20 protein-coding genes and 1 other annotated feature are annotated in these 21,731 nt (G+C 47.5%); of the genes, 13 read left to right on the top strand and 7 right to left on the bottom strand.

The features are described from left to right. Positions 1 to 92 precede the first annotated feature (92 nt). Positions 93 to 758: a hexitol phosphatase HxpB gene (hxpB, locus tag DES37_RS18705; RefSeq protein WP_110027259.1), complete on the bottom strand. Its 666-nt coding sequence runs from the start codon at positions 756 to 758 to the stop codon at positions 93 to 95. A gap of 166 nt (positions 759 to 924) precedes the next feature. Between hxpB and DES37_RS18700 the strand changes: the two genes are divergently transcribed. After that, entirely contained in the window at positions 925 to 1,461 is a 537-nt protein-coding gene (locus tag DES37_RS18700; RefSeq protein WP_110027257.1) for a YniB family protein, read from the top strand. Between the two features lie 8 nt (positions 1,462 to 1,469). Here the strand turns inward: DES37_RS18700 and DES37_RS18695 are convergent, their stop codons facing one another. After that, entirely contained in the window at positions 1,470 to 2,330 is an 861-nt protein-coding gene (locus DES37_RS18695) for a fructosamine kinase family protein (protein WP_036108520.1), read from the bottom strand. 166 nt (positions 2,331 to 2,496) lie between these two features. After that, on the bottom strand, positions 2,497 to 3,426 hold the full coding sequence (gene pfkB / locus DES37_RS18690) for a 6-phosphofructokinase II (protein ID WP_110027256.1): 930 nt from the start codon (positions 3,424 to 3,426) through the stop codon (positions 2,497 to 2,499). Between the two features lie 287 nt (positions 3,427 to 3,713). Here pfkB and DES37_RS18685 point away from each other — a divergent pair, with 287 nt between their 5' ends. The 3 genes from DES37_RS18685 (at position 3,714) to DES37_RS18675 (ending at position 5,586) form a co-directional block, all read left to right on the top strand. Continuing rightward, a complete protein-coding gene (locus tag DES37_RS18685) occupies positions 3,714 to 4,472 on the top strand; it encodes a DUF481 domain-containing protein (RefSeq protein ID WP_036108523.1) in 759 nt (252 codons plus the stop codon). A gap of 265 nt (positions 4,473 to 4,737) precedes the next feature. Next, the gene (locus DES37_RS18680) at positions 4,738 to 4,980 is read left to right on the top strand and encodes a hypothetical protein (protein ID WP_036108827.1); all 243 of its coding nucleotides are present in this window, start codon (positions 4,738 to 4,740) and stop codon (positions 4,978 to 4,980) included. A 267-nt stretch (positions 4,981 to 5,247) separates the two neighbouring features. After that, positions 5,248 to 5,586 carry a GlpM family protein gene (locus DES37_RS18675; RefSeq protein WP_036108525.1) on the top strand — a complete coding sequence of 113 codons (339 nt, stop codon included), beginning with the start codon at positions 5,248 to 5,250 and terminating at the stop codon, positions 5,584 to 5,586. A gap of 96 nt (positions 5,587 to 5,682) precedes the next feature. Here the strand turns inward: DES37_RS18675 and DES37_RS18670 are convergent, their stop codons facing one another. From DES37_RS18670 to DES37_RS18650, 4 genes are all read right to left on the bottom strand, one after another. Continuing rightward, entirely contained in the window at positions 5,683 to 7,674 is a 1,992-nt protein-coding gene (locus DES37_RS18670) for a methyl-accepting chemotaxis protein (RefSeq protein ID WP_245930127.1), read from the bottom strand. A gap of 322 nt (positions 7,675 to 7,996) precedes the next feature. After that, positions 7,997 to 9,586, bottom strand: a complete 1,590-nt coding sequence (locus tag DES37_RS18660) for an EAL domain-containing protein (protein ID WP_036108527.1) — start codon at positions 9,584 to 9,586, stop codon at positions 7,997 to 7,999. Positions 9,587 to 9,960: 374 nt separating this feature from the next. Further along, the gene (gene betT / locus DES37_RS18655; protein ID WP_110027251.1) at positions 9,961 to 11,958 is read right to left on the bottom strand and encodes a choline BCCT transporter BetT; all 1,998 of its coding nucleotides are present in this window, start codon (positions 11,956 to 11,958) and stop codon (positions 9,961 to 9,963) included. Positions 11,959 to 12,313: 355 nt separating this feature from the next. After that, the gene (locus DES37_RS18650) at positions 12,314 to 12,754 is read right to left on the bottom strand and encodes a multidrug/biocide efflux PACE transporter (protein WP_110027249.1); all 441 of its coding nucleotides are present in this window, start codon (positions 12,752 to 12,754) and stop codon (positions 12,314 to 12,316) included. Positions 12,755 to 12,869: 115 nt separating this feature from the next. Between DES37_RS18650 and DES37_RS18645 the strand changes: the two genes are divergently transcribed. From DES37_RS18645 to ihfA, 9 genes are all read left to right on the top strand, one after another. Continuing rightward, on the top strand, positions 12,870 to 13,739 hold the full coding sequence (locus DES37_RS18645; protein WP_110027247.1) for a LysR family transcriptional regulator: 870 nt from the start codon (positions 12,870 to 12,872) through the stop codon (positions 13,737 to 13,739). A gap of 434 nt (positions 13,740 to 14,173) precedes the next feature. Next, the gene (gene thrS, locus DES37_RS18640; RefSeq protein ID WP_036108535.1) at positions 14,174 to 16,102 is read left to right on the top strand and encodes a threonine--tRNA ligase; all 1,929 of its coding nucleotides are present in this window, start codon (positions 14,174 to 14,176) and stop codon (positions 16,100 to 16,102) included. A 3-nt stretch (positions 16,103 to 16,105) separates the two neighbouring features. Then, positions 16,106 to 16,648, top strand: a complete 543-nt coding sequence (gene infC, locus DES37_RS18635; RefSeq protein WP_072006946.1) for a translation initiation factor IF-3 — start codon at positions 16,106 to 16,108, stop codon at positions 16,646 to 16,648. 90 nt (positions 16,649 to 16,738) lie between these two features. Beyond that, the gene (gene rpmI, locus DES37_RS18630) at positions 16,739 to 16,936 is read left to right on the top strand and encodes a 50S ribosomal protein L35 (protein WP_001124225.1); all 198 of its coding nucleotides are present in this window, start codon (positions 16,739 to 16,741) and stop codon (positions 16,934 to 16,936) included. 159 nt (positions 16,937 to 17,095) lie between these two features. After that, on the top strand, positions 17,096 to 17,452 hold the full coding sequence (gene rplT / locus DES37_RS18625) for a 50S ribosomal protein L20 (RefSeq protein WP_013366084.1): 357 nt from the start codon (positions 17,096 to 17,098) through the stop codon (positions 17,450 to 17,452). Positions 17,453 to 17,565: 113 nt separating this feature from the next. Then, positions 17,566 to 17,690 (top strand) — a sequence feature (Phe leader region). Next, a complete protein-coding gene (pheM, locus tag DES37_RS25520) occupies positions 17,571 to 17,615 on the top strand; it encodes a pheST operon leader peptide PheM (RefSeq protein ID WP_106120997.1) in 45 nt (14 codons plus the stop codon). Its footprint overlaps the feature before it by 45 nt. A 128-nt stretch (positions 17,691 to 17,818) precedes the next feature. After that, positions 17,819 to 18,802, top strand: coding sequence for a phenylalanine--tRNA ligase subunit alpha (pheS, locus tag DES37_RS18620; RefSeq protein ID WP_036108544.1), 984 nt, complete (start codon positions 17,819 to 17,821; stop codon positions 18,800 to 18,802). Between the two features lie 14 nt (positions 18,803 to 18,816). After that, positions 18,817 to 21,204, top strand: coding sequence for a phenylalanine--tRNA ligase subunit beta (pheT, locus tag DES37_RS18615; RefSeq protein WP_110027245.1), 2,388 nt, complete (start codon positions 18,817 to 18,819; stop codon positions 21,202 to 21,204). Positions 21,205 to 21,208: 4 nt separating this feature from the next. Continuing rightward, the gene (gene ihfA / locus DES37_RS18610) at positions 21,209 to 21,508 is read left to right on the top strand and encodes an integration host factor subunit alpha (RefSeq protein WP_036108549.1); all 300 of its coding nucleotides are present in this window, start codon (positions 21,209 to 21,211) and stop codon (positions 21,506 to 21,508) included. Positions 21,509 to 21,731 lie beyond the last annotated feature (223 nt).

Raw genomic sequence — 21,731 nt, 5'->3', positions numbered from 1 at the left:
TTACCTCGGATTATGCTGTGCAGGTGTTTATACAGACACAGCATAGTCCGGCTGAACGGTTAATTCAAATAAAATGAAACGTTGTTTTGTTTTTACTTGAGATGCGCCACGTTCAGTTCTTCGAGGCTGCCCAGATGTGTATCGGCCAGGACCCAACGCGGGTTGCCTGCATTCTCTCTTGCGGGAACCACAATGGAGCGCATACGGGCTGCTTTGGTGGCAATCATCCCATTCACTGAGTCTTCCAGAGTGACGCAATTGAGCGGGTTGATACCCAGCTTTTCAGCTGCGTTGAGGTAAACTTGTGGATGCGGTTTGCTCCATTCAAGATGTTCGGCAGAAGCCAGCGCAGAGAAATAGGGGCGCAATGAAAACATTTCCAATACTTGTTCGAGCATATGTAAAGGGGAGGCGGATGCCAGGCCGATTTTCAGTCCAAGGTTTTGGCATAAGTCCAGCGCCTCCCGGACGCCGGGCAACAGCGGGCGGGTTTGTTCAACTAACTCAATAGCACGACGTATAATTTGTTGTGTCACTGCTTCGCGAGATGCGCCCTGCCAGGGCTGCTGTGCATACCAAAGGTCCACAACCACATCAATGCGTAAACCCAGCAGGTCGGGGAGTTCGTGGCGGCGTGTAATGTCTACGCCCAGAGAAGCGATAACCTCCAGTTCAGCCTGGTCCCACAAAGGTTCTGAATCTATCAGTAATCCGTCCATGTCAAATATTGCTGCGAGGGTTCCGGTTACACCAGGCATACGCTATTGCTCCTTTTTACGATACGATTTCCATGAAAAGTAACATATAATTCACGACCCTGGATGAGAGCATCAAAAAAACAGGCATAATTTGTCTGTCTGGGTAGACTTGATGACGTAACGTGAATACTTCAGCTTTCAGTATGGAAGCTGGTGAGGGGAACAAATGACTTACCAACAAGCTGGACGCCTGGCGATTGTAAAACGCATTGCAGGGTGGGTAATTTTCATTCCTGCGGTTATCTCTACGTTGATTTCGCTGCTGAAGTTCATGGATCAACACAGCGAGAAAAAAGCGGGCATTAATGCTGTTATGTCAGATTTTGCTCATGTCATCATTGATATGATTCGGTTTAACACACCATTTTTGAACTTTTTTTGGTATAACTCGCCATCGCCAGATTTTGCTCACCAGTTCAATGTGCTGTTTTGGGTTATTTTTGTGCTGGTATTTGTCGGTATGGCACTACAGGCTTCAGGTGCTCGCATGAGCCGGCAAGTGCGTTTTATTCGCGAAGGGCTTGAAGACCAACTGATTCTGGAAAAAGCAAAAGGTGACAGCGGGCTGACTAAAAACGCGCTGGAAGAAAAAATTATTGTGCCGCACCATACTATTCTTCTGCAGTTTTTCCCGCTGTATATATTGCCCGTCGTCGTTATTGTGATTGGTTATGTCTTTTTCTCTCTGCTGGGCTATATCTGATAGCCGGGTCAATCAGCCAGCATCTGTTCGAGTGCCTGTTGAGCGACTGGCAGATGCTGGCCGCCAAACAACCTCGCCCGGTTGAGTAATGTATACAACTGGTAAACAGGTTGGCGTTCAATAAAATCAGTGGGGAGTGGGCATACAGACTGGTAGCCATCATAAATTTGTGCTGGCTGCTCTGGGTGCAGTGGAAGCATTGCCAGGTCACATTCCCTGTCGCCCCAGTAACATGCAGGGTCGAAAATATAAGGGCCATTTGGCCCTACCGCACAATTTCCGGACCACAAATCACCATGGAGTAATGACGGAGCGGGTTGATGAGAGGAAAGGCGCTCACGAACCTTTTCAACGATGACATCTATATTGCCAAACGTTATCCCTTTTTCGGCTGACAACTCAAGTTGCCAGCCAATGCGCTGTTCGGCAAAAAATGTTGACCAGCGCCGTTGCCAGGTATTGGGCTGGGGTGTGGTGGCAAGATGGTTGTCGTAATCCAGCCCGAACTGCAGTTGTTCGCTCCATTGGTGAAGCTTTGCCAGTTGCTGGCCCAGTAAAAATGCATTGTGTGCATCAAAAGGCCGGGGATCGAGGTAGTCGAGCACTAAAAAGCTTTGTTCACGCTCACTGCCTACTGCCCACACTCGCGGAACATTGACTGTCTGGCTGCGGGCCAGCAGTATTAACTGATCAGCTTCTGCAGTAAAAAGCGGCAATAATGCCCGGTCATCACATTTAATAAATAAATCATGGCCGGCATAGCGGGCACGCCATGCACTGTGTACTTCCCCACCGGGAAGAGGGCGTTGGTCTTCGAACGTGGATTCGCCCAGAGGGTCCTGGAGTAAACGACTGATGGCCTGCCACATAGCATCTCTCCCGTGTCGTCCGATAGATCATAAGGTTAGTGTATTTCTTACCAATAAAAGGCGATACAACGCACATCTGTACGGCAAAGCCACGTAAAGCACAGCTTATACGTGGCCTGCTGAAAAGAACCCTGAAAAGAATAATGGCTACCCGCACGGGGACTACTTAACTTTGCAGCAGGTAACGGTAAATTTTTTCGGTATTCTCAAAGGAACATAAACGTGTTCCCTGGTTTAATGTGGCTGCGCTACCAGCCGCGACACCATAACGCACCATATCTTCCAGACCGGCTCCGTCTGCCAGTTTGAGTGTCATCGCACCCACCATACTGTCGCCTGCACCAACTGTACTCTGGCTACGAACCGGTGGTGGAACCACCTGGACACAGGCATCACTGCTTACGCCCATTGCACCTTGTGGCCCCAGTGAGACAACTACGTTTTGTGCTTTGCCACTGCGAATAATTTCTTGTGCTGCAAGCTGAACGTCATCAGGTTGAGTGAGTGGGTGTTTGACCAGAGCGCTTAATTCTTTCTGGTTCGGCTTAACCAGCGCAATATTACCTACTTCCAGCGCCGCGCTCAGGGCATCGCCGGAACTGTCTATAATGCAGCGAATATTTTGCTTTTGAGCCAACTGAATCAGGCTGCATAAATAGTCGGTATCCGTTCCCGGCGGCAAACTCCCACTGATAACCAGCAGTGAATCAGCGGGTATAGATTTGATTTTTCCTGCCAGTTGCTGGCATTCAGCACTGCTGAGCGCGGCACCAGGCATGACAAAACGGTACTGTTCACCGCTGCTATCAATGTGAACATGCAGATTCTGCCGGGTCCATTCCTGTGAAGGGACGGAGATGATGTCCACATCTTCTTCTTTTAGCAGATGGCACAGATGCTCGCCTGTTGCACCACCTGCTGGGAAAATAGCCGTCGCACTACCGCCCAAATGGTTGATTGCGCGTGCCACATTAATACCGCCGCCTCCTGGCTCAAACACTGGTGCACTACAGCGTAATTTCCCTTCAGGATAGATTTGACTGGTTCGGGTTGCACTATCCAAAGAGGGGGCCAGCGTGAGTGTATATATGTTCACTTTTTTCCTCCTGTTGCGGTTTATCCTAAATGGTAGCACTACATTAAAAGGTATGCTGAAAATAACTCAATGATTTATCAATAGAATTGTAAAAAAAACCACGGGTTTATATATAAATATAATCTCTTTTTAAGACGCGCCTTATTCAAAAAATGAAATAAGAATTCATTGCTATGTTATTCGGAGATTTTTATAATTTGTAACCTTTCCTGGGCACATAATCCGTTGATCCCCGGGAAAGTTTCCGGGACCTTTGTGGTCTCTTTTTTTGTTGTGCGGACATTATAATGAAGCTTTTTAAGACAGTACCTGCAGCAGTGTTGCTGGCAGGGGGAATGCTGGTAAGCCATATCGCCAGCGCAGATGATTCTGTTTTTACTGTCATGGATGACCCTTCGACGGCAAAACAACCGTTTGAAGGATCGATTAATGCAGGTTACTTAGCGCAGACAGGTAACAGTCGCAACTCTTCGTTAACGGCTGACAGCACGTTAACCTGGTACCAAACGTCCACCGCATGGTCTCTGTGGGGCACAGCGAATAATACGTCTTCCAACGACGAACGTTCTTCTGAGAAGTACGCAGTCGGTGGGCGTAGCCGGTATAATATGACCAGCAGAGACTACCTGTTTGGTCAGGCAAGCTGGTTATCAGACCGTTATAACGGCTACCATGAACGTGACGTGCTGACAGCAGGTTACGGTCGTCAGATCCTGAATGGTCCTGTTCACAGCTTGCGGCTGGAATTCGGTCCTGGTGTTCGTTATGACGAGTATACTGATGGCACGGATAAAACCCAGGCATTAGGTTATGCCGCCGGGTCGTATTCCTGGCAGTTCACTGACAATGCGAAGTTTATCCAGGGTGTTTCTGTCCTGGGCAGTGATGACACCACCGTCAACTCTGAAACGGGTCTGGAAGTAGCGATTAACGCACATTTCTCTTTGAAGGTGGCGTATAACGTGACCTGGAACTCCAATCCACCCTCAACTGCACCTGATCACACGGATACTAAAACATCAGTCACATTGGGTTATAAAATGTAAATCAGTGGGCCGAATATTCCGGCCCATTTTTTTATTTTTCACTGTTATTGTTTTAATTGTTTTAAAAAGTAAGTCCGAATTGTTTTCTTTAAATACCCTTACACTTCGCTCCATCCTTCCTTCATTTTTTATCGTTACTGTTTCTGTGTGAGTTATTTTTGGCACAAATAGCCAAATAATTACACTGGCAAAAAGTGTGATCTGGATCTAACATAAAGGTATGGCTTTTCAGGCCAGAATAAGTGAATTAACCGAGAAAAATATTATGAAAACTGTAAACATTACCGTCGCAGCGTTGGTGCTGTCAGCGATGTCTTTTGGTGCATTCGCTGCGCAGACCACACAAACCACACCATCAAATACAAACGTTGCAGCAACAACTGCTAACGTACAGCACGCCAGTGATATTGAAGCCGGCTCTAATATAGCTCCGGGGTCACAAAGCACCGGGCAGTCAATGGATGATGCATTTAACGTATACACACTGGTTGCCGGTGGTTGGTCATAATAACATTGCTTATTGATATTAAATTATCTTAAGCAAAATAAAACCGGAGAATGCTGTCCCGGTTTTTGCTTATTCAAAATTCATTCCCACTCACATAGAAACACCCTGGCTCTACGAAGTAATTTCGATAACCAATACATAGAAATGTTTTATATATTCGGTTATTTAGATTGTTTACCCGATACCATTCGTTATTTATTGTTTTCTGGTATTGGTACCCCCCTGTTGGTATGCTGTTGTCTTTATACCAAATGTTTGGTGGGGTAGATGGGGTTATTGTTTAAATCGGTGATTGGCGCTGCGGTTGTTGTCCTCATAGCTTTACTGTCTCGCACCCGCAATTACTATATCGCGGGGTTAGTCCCCTTGTTCCCAACCTTTGCGCTGCTGGCTCATTACATTGTTGCCTCTGAACGTGGAACGGCAGCGTTGCGCACCACTGTCATTTTCGGTATGTGGGCAATCATTCCCTACTTTGTTTACCTGGTGGCGTTATGGTACCTCAGCTCGCTAATGCGGGTGCCTTTGGCCTTAGTTAGCGCTGTATTATGCTGGGGAGTGGCAGCCTGGCTACTGATTGTTTGCTGGACCCGGTGGCATAGTTAACTCTCTGCCAGTAAACGATACGCATACAATGCGTGCATAACAAAAGGCAGGGGGAGTAGCCTGAAAGCACTCCCCCTGTTGTTGATGTGCGTAAACTTAGTAAGTTGTGCCAGCCAGCATTAGTGCCTCCTGAGACTCCGTTGCATGCGAATTAACGGTTAACTGGAAAAAGGCCATCGTTTCTTCCAGTACTTTTGCCTGCTCTTCCAGTGACATTGCGGCCGCTGAGATTTGTTGCACCAAAGAGGCGTTTTGTTGTGTCGCTGTGTCCATTTCATTGACTGCGATGGTCACCTGGCTGATACCCTGAGTCTGTTCATCCAGAGCCTGAACGATGCCAGTTATAACGTGCTGAATATCTTCGACTGCCGTCATAATTTGCTTCATCATTCTACCGGTATTGTTAACCAGCTCGACACCATGAGTGACGCGCTGCGCAGACTCATCAATTAATTCCGAAATTTCTTTAGCGGCATTGGCACTGCGCTGTGCCAGGTTTCTTACTTCCCCGGCAACAACCGCAAAGCCACGGCCTTGTTCACCGGCCCGGGCCGCTTCGACGGCAGCGTTGAGTGACAGAATGTTAGTCTGGAAGGCAATACCATTGATGATATTGGTAATATCGTTGATTTTGCTGGAGCTCTCATCAATTTGCGACATGATAGTGACAACCTCACTCACCAGGGTGCCGCCCTCGGCAGCTATGCGTGTCGCATCATTTGCCAGCGAAGTCGCTGTATGAGCATTATCCGCATTGTTTTTTACCGTTGATGTGAGTTCTTCCATACTGGCCGCAGTTTGTTCAATTGCCGCAGCCTGTTGCTCTGTACGTGAAGCCAGGTCGAGGTTCCCGGCGGCGATTTCGGCACTGCCGGTACGTACCGAGTCGCTGGCAACGCTAATATTGCTGACCATGTCATGCAGACGTGTTTGCATAGTATTCAGTGCGTAGAAAATGCTTTGCTTATCTGATGGGGTGACGGGAATAGAATTACTCAGTATTCCCTGGGATACTGACAACGCTATCATTGCTGCATCGCCAGGTTCACCACCGACCGGGCGGGCTACTTTGCGGGTAAATATTAAGCCAATCACCAGGCTGACTACGATAATGCTCGCCAGCATCAGCAAAAGTGACTGTGTCAGGTCGCGCCACGCTTTAGCCATTACTACGCTTACCGGAGTGACGATTGCCAGTTTCCATGGCGTATCACTGTTGCCGACCATGATGGGTTCCCAGGCAATAAACACCGGCTCTTTCAGTACAGGATCATCAAACTGTGTAACCTTTTCGCTAAATGGCTGGCCTTGCCATTTTTTTCCTGTTTGTGCAGGCACTGGGCTTGCCACGACCAGTTGCCCGGCTGACAACAGTACGGCATAACCTGCGCCATCCCAGGGCTTAATGGCATGGATGGTTTTTTGCAGCGTATCCAGTGAGAAATCGGAGGTGACTGACCCCATGAACTCGCCATTACGCACAATGGGTGCGGCAATAGATGTCAGCATGACATCCACCCCGTTGTAAGGGTAAACATAAGGTTCAATGATGACGTCGGTTTTCCGCTGTTTCGGCAGTAAATAATAATCACCTGCGCCAGGCGTTGTGTAATCAACCAGGTTGTGTAATGCAGGGTTCCCGTCAGGTCCACGGTCGACATATTTTGCATAGGAGCCATAACTATTCTGGTCTGGTTTATTGGCGAACTCAGCGTCTTTACCATCGAATGCGTTATGTTCAAAACCGAGAGACATTGATAAAAAACTGGGGTGGGTGTTCAGGTATGTTTTCATCAGTTGATCAAGCCCGGCGCGGTCTGTTATCCCTGCCTCTTTCAGTGCCCATGCACTGTTCCCCAGATCACGGGCGGTAATCAGGGCATTGTTGAGTTGCCTTTGAACCTTGAGTGATTCACTTTGAGCTATCTGTTGGATATAACGTTTGGCGACGAGCTCTTTTTGCGACATCGATTGCCAGGTCAGATAGCCAATTGTAAGAACAAATCCCAGTGAGATGGCGACAAAACTGCTGACCAGCATCAGTGTGCGGGTCCTGATTTTCCGTGGTGGAGTTGTAATAAGAGCCATGGTGCCCCCAAAAAATAAAGTCAAAAATGCTCCTGCAGCGGTATTCCTTACTGTTGTTATCGGTTTTTGTTTGGATAACGTTACAAATAAATCCTCAATACATACAACTCAGTAACAAAAATGTGAGCGAACTTAACCATCGGCCCCTGTCTGCGCAGGCTCATGGGGGAAAACAGGCACAGAAGAGAGCGATTCCCGGGCTGGTAGTACGTAAACTCAGCAAGAAATCAGAGGGGGCCTGGTGCGGAAAATTCACTTGATAACCTGGTGCTCAGCTATCTTCCTGCTGGGCTGGGTGCTATCGGAGTCTGCCTTAAGCCAGCTAAACTACTCGGGGTATGGGAGCATTTTCTTCGTTACCATTTTGGGACAAGAGTTCCTGGATTTCAGACAACTCGCGTGCCTTTGAAAAAAACCAACCCTGGCCTAGTGCATTGGGGAAATGTGCCAGCAGGTAATCAACTTGTGCTTGCTTTTCAATACCTTCGAATACCACTGTAGGGTGCATGTCTTTTAATAAGTTAATCAGGTTAGGGAGCAACACTTTATTGAGTGAATCAGTCTCAATAGAATCTGTTATCGACTTATCAATTTTTATTTCATCAATAGACAGGTGCGAAAGCCAGTTCAGGTTGGAATACCCGGTGCCAAAATCATCAATAGCGATATTGAAGCCACTGAGTTTGAAGCGCTCAACCATTTCTTTAAGCGAATTGGTATTTGCGCCCTGGCGCTCAGTAATCTCAAGAATCAGGTTGCTGGCCGGGAACTGTGCATCTGTGATGGCATGTTGTAAAAAAAGGAGATAGTCAGTGGAGCACAAGTCATGCGAGCTAATATTGATACTGATATAGAGGTTATGTTTCCTGACCAGTTCGCGGGTATCATGAATAGCTTTCCGGGTAACTAATTGTGTGATCTGCGTCATTAACCCTTTTGCTTCCGCCAGGGGGATGAAGATATCTGGAGAAATGAAACCTATATCCGGGTCTTTCCAGCGAAGCAGGGCCTCAACACCAATTATTTCATTTTTCTTCAGGTGGTAAATGGGTTGGTAAACCAGGTGCAGTCGGTTTTTGTTGACTGCATCAAGCAGTCTTTTTTCCAGAGACCGTTTTTTATCAATATACAGGTTGATGCTTAATGAAATAAGCAGGCCAATAAAAAGAGAGATAAAAGTGAGAGATGAAATAAGTACTGCGCTGGTATTCAGAATACTGTCTGGCTTTCCTCCGGCGATAACACAAAAATTGTATTGCTGTGAACAGGTTTTCCATGCCAGAAAACGCAGGCTACTGGTGCTTTGTTTATCGCCTGCCAGTTTGCTTATATCACTACCATAGGTGATGATGTTGTGTTGCTGGTTTTTATTACTGATAATAAAACTGAATTGGTGGAGGTCAGAGTCATCTTTAAAAGAACTGAAAACGTATGGAGATAAAACAATAACATAATTACCAAACAGCACCAGGTCACCATAGATATTTTCATCAATGCCTGCATTTATAACCCAGGTGCTGTCTTTCAATTTTATTTTTTGGTTATACAAATTAATTGCCAGTGGTGGAGACAACTTATCCCATAATGCAGTGCATATCATGGTATTGTTCTGCACCCAGCCGATATCTTTAATCAACGTAAACGACCACAAGCTTAGGCGTAAACGGCGTAAAAAGGCGGCACTGCACGGGGTATACAACTCGAATGACTGGCTTTTGTGCTTTACTGTATTAATTTCGTTAAACAGGGTATTACTCCTGTTCGTCAATGCTTCAGAAAAAGCCTGAACACGCTGTTTACTGGCAGAGTAAAACGAAGCTTCGGCCAGAATCATGACAACAGCTAAGGTCACAGCTGTAGTGACAAGTGTAATGGGAAGGCGCCTGTAGATAACCCGAATTAATGTCTGCACTACTCACCTGAACATGTCACATTGCCAGTATGTAAGTTACAGATTGATAGGGAAATCAATAAAAAGCAAGTGGTAAAAAAATGAAGATGTGAGATATGCCATAGCAGTCAGATAATTTAATTTATGGTGGGGTATATACAGGGTTTATAAAAAGAAAATAACTCATGGCATTGATGAAATAATTTTAATTAAGTGACTGGTTTTTCAAAGAGATTGTTATATAAATCTTACCAGAACTGGTTTCGGTGTGACCGGGGCTATAAAGCAGGCGCTAAATTTTCGCGTCGCTAAACTGGGGTATTTATACGGGCAGGGCAGAGCGAATATGCTTGCTGGCAGATAAGGCCCCTTTATCGGGTAAAGGGGCCGGTGCATTAACGCACTAAGTGAAGGAAGTGGAGATGCTTTTCATACTGATCAAGAATATCGTGAATGATTTGCTCCTGGTTCCAGCCCATCAGGTCGTAATCCTGCCCACCTTCTTTCAGGTAAACCTCAGCGCGATAATAACGGTGCTGCTCAGCATTTTGACAGTCATTATCAAGACCCGACATAGCAAAAGCTGGCTGGCTGTAACCGCGTAGCCGGACTTCATAGATAAAATTGAGTGCTTCACCTAAATCAACTTCCAGGTGCAGCCGGTCGTCAGAAGATGAATCGATGACACTCCGGGTGCCCTGTTTGCCCAGTTCTTCCTCGACCAGTACCATTGCCGGCTGAATGACTTCATCAAGGAAACGTTTCACCTGAGAGCGCTTAGGAAGATAAGAGATGTTCCGCAACCTGCGCTGCCACGGAATCGGGTTACGTGATGCCGTCGGCGCAATAGTTGCCAAAGTCTGGCTGTCGCGTTTGGTGATATCCACTCTCAACGCTTTCAGTAGCCCATAGATGGAAACCAGCAGAATAATTGAGAAAGGCAGGGCACTGGCTATTGTCACTGTTTGCAATGCACTTAACCCGCCAGCTAACAGCAAAGCGATAGCGACAATTCCCATGGTTGCTGCCCAGAAAATACGTTGCCAGACAGGCGTACGTTCAGCACCGCCAGATGCCAGTGTATCAACCACCATTGCGCCAGAGTCGGCTGATGTGACAAAGAAGACCACTACCATCGCCATAGCAATAAAGGACAGCACCGTCGAAAATGGAAAATGTTCAAGAAAATTAAACAGAGCGAGCGACACATCCTGTTGCACAGTGTTAGCGAGGTCAATGGCACCTTTGTCTTTAATCAGATGAATGGCACTGTTCCCGAAAAATGTCATCCACATTAATGTAAAGCCCGCAGGCACAAACAACACACCAGTAACAAATTCACGAATGGTACGCCCACGGGAAACACGGGCAATGAACATGCCGACAAACGGCGACCAGGAAAGCCACCACCCCCAGTAAAGCAAGGTCCAGCCACCCAGCCAGTTGCTGGATTTTGGCTCGTAGGCATACAGATTAAATGTTTTACTGACTATTTCCGAAAGATAACCTCCGGTATTTTCAACAAAGGATTTCAGCAACAGAACTGTGGGGCCAAGAATAGCGACCAGCAACAGCAGTAATACTGCAAGGCCGAGGTTTAGCTCTGATAATATTCTGATGCCTTTATCCAGACCGGATACAACAGAAATTGTTGCCAGTGCGGTAATAACTACAATCAGAATCACCTGGGTTGTTTCATTTATAGGCACACCAAACAGGTGATGCATCCCGGCGTTGACCTGCAGTACGCCATAACCGAGTGAGGTTGAAACACCAAATACCGTACCGATGACGGCAAAAATATCAACAGCATGCCCCATTGGGCCATAAATACGTTCGCCAATGATGGGGTAGAGTGCTGAGCGCAATGTCAGTGGCAAGCCATGACGGTAACTGAAAAATGCCAGAATGAGCGCAACAATGGCGTAAATAGCCCAGGCGTGCAACCCCCAGTGGAAGAAAGTAAGCCGCATAGCTTCTTTGGCCGCTTCGACGGTTTCCGGTGTACCTACCGGTGGCGAAAGGTAGTGCATTACCGGCTCGGCAACACCGAAGAACATCAGGCCTATTCCCATACCTGCGGAGAACAACATCGCGAACCATGACACATAGCTGAAATCAGGCAATGCGTGGTCTGGCCCGAGTTTGATGTTGCCATAGCGAGATAACCCGAGAAAGGTTACTGTCAGGAGGATCAGTGCGACGGTCAGAATATAAAACCAACTGGCATTGGTGAATATTTGTTGTTGCAGCGCTTTAAATTTTTGATCCGCAAGTTCAGGAAATAGCGCGGCGAAAGCCACTACGATGACAATGAGAGCAGCCGAGGTATAAAACACGGGAGGATTAATTTGCTTTCGGGGAACACCCGTATTGAGTTCAGTCTGAGACATAGTGGTGTATAGTCCGTTAAGTTAAAGTTAGGTGGTTTTCTCCATTTGACAAAATGCCAGAATGCACGGCTATATTAGCGGAATTCACTATTTGTTGCAATTTTGGCGCTATTAGTGATTGAACTGTCTTATTTCATTAGGGCAGGAAAATCACTGCAATTTTCGCTATAACCCAAAAGACAGAAGCAGATCTTTGTCTATTATGATGGTGCTGCCACGATAATCACCGTAGTAAACACCTCATAGAATATCATAGCTTATATTTGCAAAGCGGGGCTTTATTCTATAGCCGTTGTGCGTTGCACGGATTCCTGCATCTGGCCCGCGTGCCCGGGCTCGGCTGGTAATTGAAGGACTACACGTGCAGCCCGATAAAACGCGCTCGTAATGTGTCATAACCCCAGTTATAGAAAAGTGTATAGGGCAAAAAGAACAGTAAAAAACCGGCCTCAAGAAGAAATGCGTTCAGGAGTGTCGTACTGAGAAAAAAAGCAGCGAGAGCAACGCCAATTATCAGAAACCCGCCTTCAAACCCGGATGCATGAATAAGGCGTATTTTCAATGTCCTGACCGTTTGATTATGAGGCACGAAAATATCAAACACCGCGTTATAAACGATATTCCACAGCATAGCTGCAGTCGCCAGGAGTAGAGAAAGCATCCCCATTTCAAACAGTTCACGTTGCATTATCCAGGCCGCCAGTGGTGCGAGTATTACCGTTGCAAACCCTTCGAAACAGATAGCGTGCAGCAATCGCTCTGGGAGAGTTCGGTGTACAGCATTGACTTTTTTCATATCCATTTTCCTTGTCATTACGATAATCAACACGGATGTGTGAGGTGATGACTGGCGATACTATCGGCATTTAAGATAAAATAAAGATAGATACCATCTGGAAAATCGATACATTATGCGCTATTCCCTGGAAGCCCTTCTTGCCTTTGTCGAAACTGTCTCGGCAGGTTCATTTTCTGCTGCGGCACGGCGTCTGCGAAAGAGCCAGTCAACAGTCAGCACTGCCGTGGCAAATTTAGAAACAGACCTGGGTATCACGTTATTCGACCGTTCAGCAAGGCAGCCAGTTTTGACACAACAGGGTGAGCAGGTGTTGAGCTATGTTCAGGCTATTCTTGCCGCGAGTAACCGCCTGGATGATCTTGCGGTGTCGTTGGTAGCAGAAACAGAAGCAAAATTGTCATTTGTGCTCTCCGACACGCTGGATGCTGATGTTCTTGAAAATTTACTGTCCGGGTTTGCTGAACATTTCCCTCACACTGAATTTGAATGCCTGATTGGTGAAAACGAAGATGTCATTGATTTATTGCAAACAGAAAGAGCGCATATTGGTTTGATGGAAGCACGCGACCATTATCCTCATGTTATTGGTGCCAGCCGTATGCCTTTACTGAGTTATATGGGGATTTATGCTGCCCCCGGGCACCCACTGGCAATGCGTGAGAGCCTGGTGTTTGATGAGCTACCCGCCTGGCGGGAGTTACGGCTAACCACTTATATCGACAGAGGCGGCAATGCCGGGCGTGGGCCTGTTTGGTCTGCACCAAACTATTTATTACTGCTGAGTATGGCGGTTCAGGGGTTTGGCTGGTGTGTGCTGCCCTGTGCGCTGGTGGATGAATTCGCGGGCGATGGCAAACTGGTGGCACTACCTGTTACTGGCTGGCCCAGAGCTCTGTCTGTTGATGTCGTGTGGAATAAAAATGCGCCACCTGGAGTGGCGGGGCGTTGGTTAAGGGAATATTTGCTGAATCGCAACGACTAAAATCATACGCAGAAGTGAACAGGGTTTGGTGTATCAGCCCGGGTTCAGACATTGTTTTATTAAGTGACTGCTGGCATTCCCATACCCGATTTAGAAAAGCGGTGGGCGTACTCCTGCCTGAACAGACTGGCTCAAAACAGTCTTTTGGTTCCCAAAATACATCATTTATTACCTTTGATAAGCAATCCATATAACTGGCTCCCCAGGAGATCACGATTTCGTGGGGAAACAAAGGGGTGATTCATCTTATTGATAGTGTTACCATCCGCTGGCGTATTTTAAATCTGTCTTCTGCTAATGCTTTAAAATATGTTCGAGAGTGTACTTATTTGGCAATTGTTGGCCAGATATGCACGTAATTTTATGAAAATTAATGAATTTTTGTTTGTATGTGATCTTTCGTGTGGGTCACCACTGCAAATTAAGGAATTAGAATGCCTGTAATTACGCTTCCTGATGGCAGTCAACGTAGTTTTGACCATGCTGTAAGTCCACTGGATGTTGCGCTGGATATCGGTCCTGGCCTGGCGAAAGCCTGTGTCGCCGGGCGGGTAAATGGTGAACTGGTTGATGCGTGCGATTTGATTGAAAACGACGCAACCCTGGCTATCATTACCGCAAAAGATGCTGAGGGGCTTGAAATCATTCGCCACTCTTGTGCTCACTTATTGGGGCATGCCATCAAGCAACTGTGGCCTAAAACAAAAATGGCTATTGGCCCGGTGATCGACAATGGTTTCTACTATGATGTTGACCTGGACCATACCCTGACTCAGGAAGATATTGACCAGCTGGAAAAGCGTATGCACGAGCTGGCAGAGAAGAATTACGACGTCATTAAGAAGAAAGTGTCATGGGCCGAAGCACGCCAGGCATTTGTTGATCGTGGCGAAAGCTACAAAGTCGCTATTCTTGATGAGAACATCAGTCATGATGACAGGCCTGGGCTTTATCATCATGAAGAATATATTGACATGTGCCGTGGGCCGCATGTGCCAAATATGCGTTTCTGCCACTATTTTAAACTGATGAAAACGGCAGGGGCATACTGGCGCGGCGACAGCAATAATAAAATGTTGCAACGTATTTACGGCACCGCCTGGCCAGATAAGAAACAATTAAATTCTTATCTGCAACGCCTGGAAGAAGCGGCAAAACGTGACCACCGTAAGATTGGTAAGCAACTGGACCTGTATCATATGCAGGAAGAAGCACCTGGTATGGTGTTCTGGCATAATGACGGCTGGACAGTTTTCCGTGAACTGGAAACCTTTGTTCGCTCTAAGCTGAAAGAGTACCAGTATCAGGAAGTGAAAGGGCCATTTATGATGGACCGTGTGCTGTGGGAAAGAACCGGGCACTGGGACAACTATAAAGATGCCATGTTTACCACTTCTTCAGAAAACCGTGAATATTGCATTAAGCCAATGAACTGCCCGGGCCATGTGCAAATTTTTAATCAGGGTTTGAAATCTTACCGTGATTTGCCATTGCGTATGGCTGAGTTTGGTAGTTGCCACCGTAATGAGCCTTCTGGTGCGCTACACGGCCTGATGCGTGTGCGTGGCTTTACTCAGGATGACGCACATATCTTCTGTACGGAAGAGCAGGTGCGTGATGAAGTAAACAGCTGTATTCGTATGGTCTACGATATGTACAGCACCTTCGGTTTTGAAAAAATCGTCGTTAAGCTGTCTACTCGCCCTGAGAAACGCATTGGTACCGATGAAATGTGGGACCGGGCTGAAGCAGACCTTGCTGTAGCACTTGAAGAAAATAAGATCCCGTTTGAGTATCAACCGGGTGAAGGCGCGTTTTACGGGCCGAAAATTGAATTTACCCTGTACGATTGCCTCGATCGTGCCTGGCAATGTGGTACTGTCCAACTGGACTTCTCCTTGCCATCTCGTTTGAGTGCATCTTACGTGGGTGAAAATAACGAACGCCAGGTGCCGGTAATGATTCACCGTGCAATTCTGGGTTCAATGGAACGCTTTATTGGTATTCTGACTGAAGAGTTCGCCGGTTTCTTCCCAACATGGCTGGCTCCTGTTCAGGTTGTCGTTATGAATATTACTGACGGACAGGCAGAATATGTGAACGAATTGACCCGAAAATTGCAAAATGCGGGCATTCGTGTAAAAGCAGACTTGAGAAACGAGAAGATTGGCTTTAAAATCCGCGAGCACACTTTACGTCGGGTGCCCTATATGTTGGTCTGCGGTGATAAAGAGGTCGAAGCTGGCAAAGTGGCCGTTCGTACCCGCCGTGGTAAAGACCTTGGCAGTCTGGACGTAAATGAAGTGATCGAGAAGCTGCAACAAGAAATTCGCAGCCGCAGTCTTCATCAAATGGAGGAATAAGGTATTAAAGGCGGAAAACGAGTTCAAACGGCGCGTCCGAATCGTATTAATGGCGAGATTCGCGCTCAGGAAGTTCGCTTAACAGACATCGATGGCGAGCAGATTGGTGTAGTGAGTCTGAGAGAAGCTCTGGAAAAAGCTGAAGAAGCCGGAGCCGACTTAGTAGAGATCAGCCCTAACGCCGAGCCGCCAGTTTGCCGTATTATGGATTACGGCAAATTCCTCTATGAAAAGAGTAAGTCTTCTAAGGAACAGAAGAAAAAGCAGAAAGTTATCCAGGTTAAGGAAATCAAATTCCGTCCTGGTACTGATGAAGGTGACTATCAGGTAAAACTCCGCAGCCTGATTCGCTTTCTCGAAGATGGCGACAAAGCCAAAATCACCCTGCGTTTCCGTGGGCGTGAAATGGCACACCAACAGATCGGTATGGAAGTGCTTAACCGCGTGAAAGACGATCTGAATGAACTGGCAGTAGTCGAATCCTTCCCAACGAAGATCGAAGGCCGTCAGATGATTATGGTGCTTGCGCCGAAGAAGAAACAGTAGGCTACCAAGTAACCAGGCCGGTAGAGCTTGCTCCGCTGGCCCGGTTCGCCTTTGTTTCATTTATTAACAATGCGAAGTGGAAGTAAAAAGATGCCAAAAATTAAGACCGTACGCGGTGCTGCTAAGCGCTTCAAAAAAACCGGTAAAGGTGGCTTTAAGCATAAGCACGCTAACCTGCGTCATATTCTGACTAAAAAAGCGACCAAACGTAAACGTCACCTGCGTCCGAAAGCCATGGTTTCCAAAGGCGATCTGGGTCTGGTAATTGCGTGCCTGCCGTACGCATAAGTCGTTAACTTTAAACTTTTTATCGCCCAACAGGTTGGTATTTTCCGGTAACAGTCACTGATTCCCGGTCTGTTCAGACAATAGTCTGCAGGAAGAGAATTAGTCTGGCCGAGTGAATATGTAAACCGGGCTTACAGAATATAGATACAGGAGAGAGCCATGGCTCGCGTAAAACGTGGTGTGATTGCACGTGCACGTCATAAGAAAATTTTGAAACAAGCTAAAGGTTACTACGGTGCGCGTTCTCGCGTATACCGCGTTGCCTTCCAGGCTGTTATCAAAGCAGGTCAGTACGCTTATCGTGACCGTCGTCAGAAAAAGCGTCAGTTCCGTCAACTGTGGATTGCACGTATCAACGCAGCAGCACGTCAGAACGGTATTTCTTACAGCAAATTCATCAACGGCCTGAAAAAGGCTTCTGTTGAAATCGACCGTAAGATCCTGGCTGATATCGCTGTATTCGACAAAGTGGCATTCACTGCACTGGTTGAAAAAGCGAAAGCAGCTCTGGCGTAAGCCAGATGGAGAGGGAGCGTATGCTCCCTCTTTTCATTTGTTGCAAACGGGATTGACATTTCGCAACAAAATCAGTTGAATAAAACCGTTACACCTGACTAAAAAGGTAACTGCAAGCATGAATGCTGCTATTTTCCGCTTCTTTTTTTACTTTAGCGCCTGATTCAGGGGGGCTTTGCGCGTAAGAAAAGAAACGGAAAATAAGCGCTAAAAGCCTCCAGCTGGAGGCTTTTTTTTTACCTTTTCCGGCCACTTTGCCAGGCTTTTGAACAGCATTATGATGGCCGGGTAAATAAAGGCTAAGGCTTGTCGTTTTCGAACCGAGACTAACTACTCCGGCAATTGTGCCGGCACAAGAGGAATACCATGCCACATCTCGCAGAGCTGGTTGCAAGTGCAAAGGCAGCCATAAACGATGCCCAGGATGTCGCCGCGTTAGATAATGTACGCGTTGAATATCTGGGCAAGAAAGGGCACCTGACCCTCCAAATGACAACCCTGCGTGAACTTCCCCCCGAAGAACGCCCTGCAGCTGGCGCGGTAATCAACGAAGCCAAAGAACAGGTTCAGCAGGCACTTAATGCACGCAAAGATTTTCTGGAAAGCGAAGCATTAAATGTCCGCCTGGCCGCAGAAACTATTGATGTGACCTTACCGGGGCGGCGTATTGAAAATGGTGGGCTGCATCCGGTAACCCGCACGATTGACCGCATTGAAAGTTTCTTCGGTGAGCTGGGCTTTACCGTGGCAACCGGCCCGGAAATTGAAGATGACTACCACAACTTCGATGCCCTGAACATTCCGGGTCACCACCCGGCGCGTGCTGACCACGACACTTTCTGGTTTGACGCAACGCGTCTGTTGCGTACACAAACATCTGGTGTGCAGATCCGTACTATGGAAAACCAACAGCCGCCGATTCGTATCATCGCGCCTGGCCGTGTATACCGTAATGATTACGATCAGACTCACACGCCGATGTTCCACCAAATGGAAGGGTTGATTGTCGATAAGAACATCAGCTTTACCAATCTGAAAGGTACGCTGCATGATTTCTTGCGTAACTTTTTTGAGGAAGACCTGCAAATCCGTTTCCGCCCGTCTTACTTCCCGTTCACTGAACCTTCTGCCGAAGTGGATGTAATGGGTAAAAATGGTAAATGGCTTGAAGTGCTGGGTTGCGGCATGGTGCACCCGAATGTTTTACGGAATGTGGGCATTGATCCAGAAGTCTATTCTGGCTTCGCGTTCGGCATGGGGATGGAACGTTTGACCATGTTGCGCTATGGCGTAACTGACTTGCGTTCATTCTTCGAAAACGATTTACGTTTCCTCAAACAGTTTAAATAAGGCGGGACTCTGCAATGAAATTCAGTGAACTTTGGTTACGCGAATGGGTTAACCCGGCACTAGACAGTGACGCGCTTGCCGGTCAGATAACCATGGCAGGTCTCGAAGTGGATGGTGTTGAGGCTGTTGCGGGAGCATTTACTGGCGTCGTGGTTGGTGAAGTTGTGGAATGCGGCCAGCATCCCAATGCTGATAAGCTGCGGGTTACAAAAGTGAATGTTGGCGGCGAACGCTTGCTTGATATCGTTTGTGGCGCGCCGAACTGCCGTCAGGGCCTGCGCGTTGCGGTGGCAACCGTGGGTGCAGTATTGCCGGGCGACTTTAAAATCAAAGCTGCAAAATTACGTGGTGAACCTTCAGAAGGGATGCTGTGTTCTTATTCCGAACTGGGTATTTCAGAAGACCACAGCGGTATTATCGAATTGCCAACTGATGCTCAGCCTGGTACGCCTGTGCGTGACTACCTGAAGCTTAACGATGTCGCCATTGAAATCAGCGTGACGCCGAACCGTGCCGATTGCCTGAGTATTGCAGGTGTGGCCCGTGATGTAGCGGTACTGAACCAATTACCGGTTACTGAACCAGAAATTACGCCCGTGGCTGCAAGCATTGCAGATTCTTTCCCGATTACTGTTGAAGCTACTGATGCCTGCCCACGCTACCTTGGGCGTGTGATTAAAGGTATTAATGTCGCTGCATCATCACCATTGTGGATACGTGAAAAATTGCGCCGTTGCGGTATTCGCTCTATTGATGCCGTTGTTGACGTGACCAACTACGTGCTGCTTGAACTGGGCCAGCCAATGCATGCGTTTGATCTTAACCGGATCGACGGTGGTATTGTGGTGCGTATGGCTAAACAAGATGAAAGCCTGGTACTGCTTGATGGCACAGAAGCGAAACTCAACAGTGATACTCTGGTTATTGCTGACCAGAGCAAGGCACTGGCAATGGGCGGGATCTTCGGTGGTGAGCACTCTGGCGTGAACAGTGAAACCCAGGATGTTTTGCTGGAGTGTGCCTGGTTTAATCCACTGGCAATTACTGGCCGTGCCCGCCGCTATGGCTTGCATACAGATGCATCTCACCGTTATGAGCGTGGCGTTGACCCACAACTGCAGTATAAAGCCATGGAACGTGCGACAGCGCTGTTACTGGCAGTGTGCGGTGGTCAGGCCGGCCCGGTAATTGATGTCACTGCACAGGACAAATTGCCACAGCCAGCGACGATTACTTTACGTCGTAGCAAACTGGATCGCCTGATTGGTCACCATGTGCCGGATGAGAAGGTGGGAGATATTTTGCGCCGTCTGGGTTGCCAGGTAACTGAATCTGAAGGCCAGTGGCAGGCTGTTGCGCCATCATGGCGTTTTGATATGGAAATTGAAGAAGACCTGGTTGAAGAAGTTGCCCGTATTTATGGTTACAACAGTATTCCGGACGAGCCAGTCAATGCATCCCTGATTATGGGTGAGCATCGTGAAGCGAATCTGTCGATGAAACGAGTGAAAACGTTGCTGGTGGATAAAGGCTACCAGGAAGTGATCACCTACAGTTTTGTTGACCCGAAAATTCAGCAAATGCTGCACCCAGGTGAAGACGCACTGATTCTGCCTAATCCGATTTCAGCCGATATGTCAGCGATGCGCCTCTCTTTATTAACCGGCCTGCTCAGCACACTGGTGTATAACCAGAACCGCCAGCAAAACCGTGCGCGTATTTTTGAAACCGGTTTGCGGTTTGTCCCTGATACACAGGCAGACCTGGGGATCCGTCAGGATGTTATGCTGGCTGGCGCAATCTGTGGCAACCGTAATGAAGAACACTGGGATCTGGTAAAAGGCAGTGTCGATTTTTACGATCTCAAAGGTGATTTGGAATCACTGTTCGAACTTACCGGTAAATTGTCTGAAATTGAATTTCGGGCAGAACGGCATTCAGCCCTGCATCCGGGGCAGAGTGCTGCAATTTATTTACACGGTGATTATGTTGGATTTATTGGTGTTGTTCATCCTGAGCTGGAACGTAAACTGGATTTGAACGGCCGCACACTGGTGTTTGAATTGTTGTGGAACAAGCTCGCAGACCGCGCCGTGCCTCAATCTCAGGGGGTTTCACGCTTCCCTGCGAACCGGCGAGATATCGCTGTTGTGGTAGCTGAAAACGTGCCTGCAGCAGATATTCTGGCAGAGTGTAAGAAAGTTGGCGTAAATCAGGTAGTTGGCGTAAACTTATTTGACGTGTACCGCGGTAAGGGTGTGGCAGAGGGTTATAAGAGCCTTGCTATCAGCCTGACTCTTCAGGATACCAACCGTACACTGGAAGAAGAGGAGATTGCTGCTACCGTTGCAAAATGTGTGGCGGCATTAAAAGAGCGATTCCAGGCATCATTGAGGGATTGAACCTATGGCGCTTACAAAAGCTGAAATGTCAGAATATCTGTTTGATAAGCTTGGGCTTAGCAAGCGGGATGCCAAAGAGCTTGTTGAGCTGTTTTTCGAAGAGATCCGTCGCGCTCTGGAGAATGGCGAACAGGTTAAACTCTCCGGCTTTGGTAACTTTGACCTGCGGGACAAAAACCAACGCCCGGGGCGTAACCCCAAAACGGGAGAGGATATTCCTATCACCGCCCGTCGCGTTGTTACGTTCCGCCCCGGCCAGAAGTTAAAAAGCCGAGTGGAGAATGCAACCCCCCAGAACGACTAATCTGACATGTTTTAAAAAGGCCGGTTTTTACCGGCCTTTTTCTTTGCCTGCAATTATCCCACATGGTGCGTTACAGGCATCCACCAATAACGCCTCACGTTCAAATGCATCAAGCAAAATAATTTATCCGCATTCCAGTGTTGAATCAGTGCTTTTTCCGCTCGCGTTAGTCGGTTGCGGGCAGGCGCGTAAAAAAAAGCTTAAAACACGATAACCGTGCCCG

Origin of the sequence: Mangrovibacter plantisponsor (genome assembly GCF_003182475.1) — a bacterium.
In the GTDB taxonomy this organism is placed as follows: domain Bacteria; phylum Pseudomonadota; class Gammaproteobacteria; order Enterobacterales; family Enterobacteriaceae; genus Mangrovibacter; species Mangrovibacter plantisponsor.
Note: the sequence above shows the minus strand (reverse complement) of the source record. Positions and strands in the feature narration are given on the sequence as shown.

Coding starts and splice junctions, on each gene's coding strand:
- hxpB (WP_110027259.1), bottom strand. CDS start 758: ATGCCTGGTGTAACCGGAACCCTCGCAGCAATATTTGACATGGACGGA.
- DES37_RS18700 (WP_110027257.1), top strand. CDS start 925: ATGACTTACCAACAAGCTGGACGCCTGGCGATTGTAAAACGCATTGCA.
- DES37_RS18695 (WP_036108520.1), bottom strand. CDS start 2,330: ATGTGGCAGGCCATCAGTCGTTTACTCCAGGACCCTCTGGGCGAATCC.
- DES37_RS18685 (WP_036108523.1), top strand. CDS start 3,714: ATGAAGCTTTTTAAGACAGTACCTGCAGCAGTGTTGCTGGCAGGGGGA.
- DES37_RS18680 (WP_036108827.1), top strand. CDS start 4,738: ATGAAAACTGTAAACATTACCGTCGCAGCGTTGGTGCTGTCAGCGATG.
- DES37_RS18675 (WP_036108525.1), top strand. CDS start 5,248: ATGGGGTTATTGTTTAAATCGGTGATTGGCGCTGCGGTTGTTGTCCTC.
- DES37_RS18670 (WP_245930127.1), bottom strand. CDS start 7,674: ATGGCTCTTATTACAACTCCACCACGGAAAATCAGGACCCGCACACTG.
- betT (WP_110027251.1), bottom strand. CDS start 11,958: ATGTCTCAGACTGAACTCAATACGGGTGTTCCCCGAAAGCAAATTAAT.
- DES37_RS18650 (WP_110027249.1), bottom strand. CDS start 12,754: ATGAAAAAAGTCAATGCTGTACACCGAACTCTCCCAGAGCGATTGCTG.
- DES37_RS18645 (WP_110027247.1), top strand. CDS start 12,870: ATGCGCTATTCCCTGGAAGCCCTTCTTGCCTTTGTCGAAACTGTCTCG.
- thrS (WP_036108535.1), top strand. CDS start 14,174: ATGCCTGTAATTACGCTTCCTGATGGCAGTCAACGTAGTTTTGACCAT.
- rpmI (WP_001124225.1), top strand. CDS start 16,739: ATGCCAAAAATTAAGACCGTACGCGGTGCTGCTAAGCGCTTCAAAAAA.
- rplT (WP_013366084.1), top strand. CDS start 17,096: ATGGCTCGCGTAAAACGTGGTGTGATTGCACGTGCACGTCATAAGAAA.
- pheS (WP_036108544.1), top strand. CDS start 17,819: ATGCCACATCTCGCAGAGCTGGTTGCAAGTGCAAAGGCAGCCATAAAC.
- pheT (WP_110027245.1), top strand. CDS start 18,817: ATGAAATTCAGTGAACTTTGGTTACGCGAATGGGTTAACCCGGCACTA.
- ihfA (WP_036108549.1), top strand. CDS start 21,209: ATGGCGCTTACAAAAGCTGAAATGTCAGAATATCTGTTTGATAAGCTT.